3 protein-coding genes are annotated in these 2,691 nt (G+C 71.2%); all 3 read right to left on the minus strand.

Annotated elements, in window-relative coordinates:
• A partial coding sequence (locus AC3XYG_RS37660) for a lipid A deacylase LpxR family protein (protein ID WP_489145027.1) occupies positions 1–796 on the minus strand: 796 nt, incomplete at its 3' end.
• A gap of 87 nt (positions 797–883) precedes the next feature.
• A complete protein-coding gene (gene bioD / locus AC3XYG_RS37665; RefSeq protein WP_489145028.1) occupies positions 884–1,564 on the minus strand; it encodes a dethiobiotin synthase in 681 nt (226 codons plus the stop codon).
• Positions 1,561–2,691, minus strand: a 1,131-nt coding sequence (gene bioF, locus AC3XYG_RS37670; protein ID WP_489145029.1) for an 8-amino-7-oxononanoate synthase, incomplete at its 5' end; no start/stop codon positions are given. The genes bioD and bioF, both read right to left, overlap by 4 nt.

The following is a 2,691-nucleotide window of genomic DNA, read 5'->3' on the forward strand; positions in this document are numbered from 1 at the left end:
ACCCCGGGATGCTCGGCCGGATCCGCGGCGGGCCGTAATCGACCGGCAGGTCGAAGCCCAGCCGCATGGTGGCGCCGACCGAGGCCTGGGTCAGCACGTTGCCGACGGTGGCGCCGACATAGGGCGAGAGGTCGAAGCCGATGCCCAGCGGCGCCGCGACATAGGCGCTGCGCCAGGTGCGCTCATAGCTCAGCAGCACGCCGGGCTCGTTGTGCAGCTGGTGGCTCCAGCCGCGCGCCCTGTCGTCATTGATGATGTGGTGCACCGTGTTCTGCACCTGCTCGCCCAGCGCATAGGGGCCGACGACGCCGGCCTGCAGTTCCACCCGGTCCAGCCGGTCCCCCGAATCCGCCAGGAAGGCCGCGCCGCCGTAGAGCCAGGCGGCATAGGGCCGATCATGCGGATCCGGGGTGTGCTCCGAGGTGTCCTTCGGCGTGAAGATGCTCTGGCCGAAGCTGAAGCTGGACCGCACTGGCGCCGCATCGGGGAACAGCGGCAGCGACCGCACCGTGTTCAGCAGCCAGTCCGGCGTCACGGCCTCGGACGTGGTGTAGGAGAAGCGGAAACCGTTGGTGTAGTTGCGGTCGGTGTTGGCGAAGAGGTCGTTCTCGAGCGTGAAGCCCAGGATCGACCCGGTGTCTTCGGCCAGCGGGTGCGGCGATTCCGGCGTCGGGTTGATGACGGTCTGCTTCGGTGTCGAATCGCTGCTCTGTGCCTGAGCCGCGGCCGGAAATGCGAACAGCCCGGCCATGGCCATGCCGCCGGCCAGGCGCGATAGCGCCACGCGTGAAATCATGTCGGTCCCCTTCCCCGATCCGCCGCCCGAGGCGGATCTTCCGCAAGCGGAACGGGACGGCCGGGCGATCGGTTCCCCGGCCTGGGTCTAGAATCCTGCGGCGGTGGCGATCGCCGCCATCGTCGCGGCCTCCGGCTCCGCCTGCCGCGGCAGGACGAAGACCGGGACCACACCGGCGAAACGCGCGATCGTGTCCCGCGTCTCGTCCAGCGGCACCGTGCTGCCCGGCGTCTCGCTGATGACGATGGCGCGGGTGTCGAGCCCGGCGGCGCGCAGCACCGCCAGCGTCGTCAGGGTGTGGCTGATGGTGCCGAGATAGCTGCCGGCCACCAGCAGCACAGGCAGGCCCAGCGCCGCCATCCAGTCCAGCACGGTCTCGCGCCCGGTCAGCGGCACCATGGCGCCGCCGACGCCTTCGATCAGCAGCGGATCCCGGCCGGAAGCGGCGATCGCATCGCGGCCATGGCCGACCAGCGCCGCGAAATCGATGGCCCGGCCCTCGCGCGCCGCCGCCATGTCGGGCGACAGCGGCGTGATGAAGCGCCAGGGCGCGATGTCGGCCAGCGCCGCGTCGGTCACCGCCCGGTCCAGGGCGCGCAGCAGCATGGCGGGGTCGCTGTCGGCCTTGGTGGTGTCGTCGAAGCCGCTGACCACCGGCTTCAGCGCCCGCACCGCCCGGCCCTGCCGGTGCAGGTGGCGGGCCAGCGCCGCGGTGACGAAGGTCTTGCCGATCTCGGTGCCGGTGGCGGTGACGAACAACCCGCTCATTGGATCGACTCGCCGGGGCCCAGCCCCTGGGCGCGCAGCACCCGGGCCAGGCGCGCGATCTCCGCCTCCGGATGCAGCGCGGTGAAGGTGAAGCGCAGGCGCGAGGTGCCGGGCGCCACGGTCGGCGGCCGGATCGCCGTGACCAGGAAGCCCTCGGCCTCCAACTGCTGCGCTGCCTCCAGCGCCGCCGCGGCGTCGCCGATGATGACGGGCACGATCGGGCTTTCCGCCTGCGGCAGGTTCATCAGCCGGGTGAACAGCCGCGCCTTGCGCACCGGCTCGGCGATCAGCGCCGCGTCGCTCTCGATCAAATCCAGTGCCGCCAACGCCGCCGCGGCCGAGGCCGGCGGCAGGCCGGTCGAATAGACCAGGGTGCGGCTGCGGCTCTTGATCAGGTCGATCACCGGCTGCGAGGCGCAGAGATAGCCGCCATAGCTGCCCAGCGCCTTGGACAGGGTGCCCATCTGCAGCGGCACATCGGCCTTGTGCCCGCCGATGAAGCTGGAGCCGCGGCCGCCGCCGACCACGCCGACGCCATGCGCGTCGTCGGTCAGCAGCCAGGCCTCATGCGCCGTCGCCAGCGCTCCGAGTTCATGCACCGGCGCCAGATCGCCATCCATCGAGAACACGCCGTCGGTGGCGATCAGGCAGTGCTCGTGCTTGTGGCGCTTGGCCTGCAGCAGCTCGGCCAGGTGGGCCAGGTCGTTGTGGCGGAACACGGCGACGTGCGAGCCGGCCAGCTTGGCCCCGGTCCAGATGCAGGAATGCACCAGCTCGTCGACCAGGATCAGGTCGTTCTCGCCAACCAGGGTCGGGATGATGCCGGCATTGGCAAGGTAGCCGGAGCCGAAGACGCAGGCGGCCTCCGCCCCCTTCAGCGTGGCCAGCCTTCCCTCCAGCTCCTCCAGCAGCGGTTGGTTGCCGGTGACCAGGCGCGAGGCACCGGCGCCGGTGCCGTAGCGCGCGATCGCCGTCTGCGCCGCCGCCTTCACCGCCGGGTGCTGGCTGAGGTTCAGATAGTCGTTGCAGCAGAAGGACAACAGCCGGCGGCCGCCGCGCAGGATCCAGAGTCCATCCAGCCTTTCGGTCGGCTGCAGGGTGCGCAGCAGGCTGCGGGCGGCCAGGGA

It is taken from the genome of Inquilinus sp. (assembly GCF_057815775.1).

Bases quoted from the DNA above. Each gene is read 5' to 3' on its own strand.
- bioD (WP_489145028.1), bottom strand. From the start codon at position 1,564: ATGAGCGGGTTGTTCGTCACCGCCACCGGCACCGAGATCGGCAAGACC.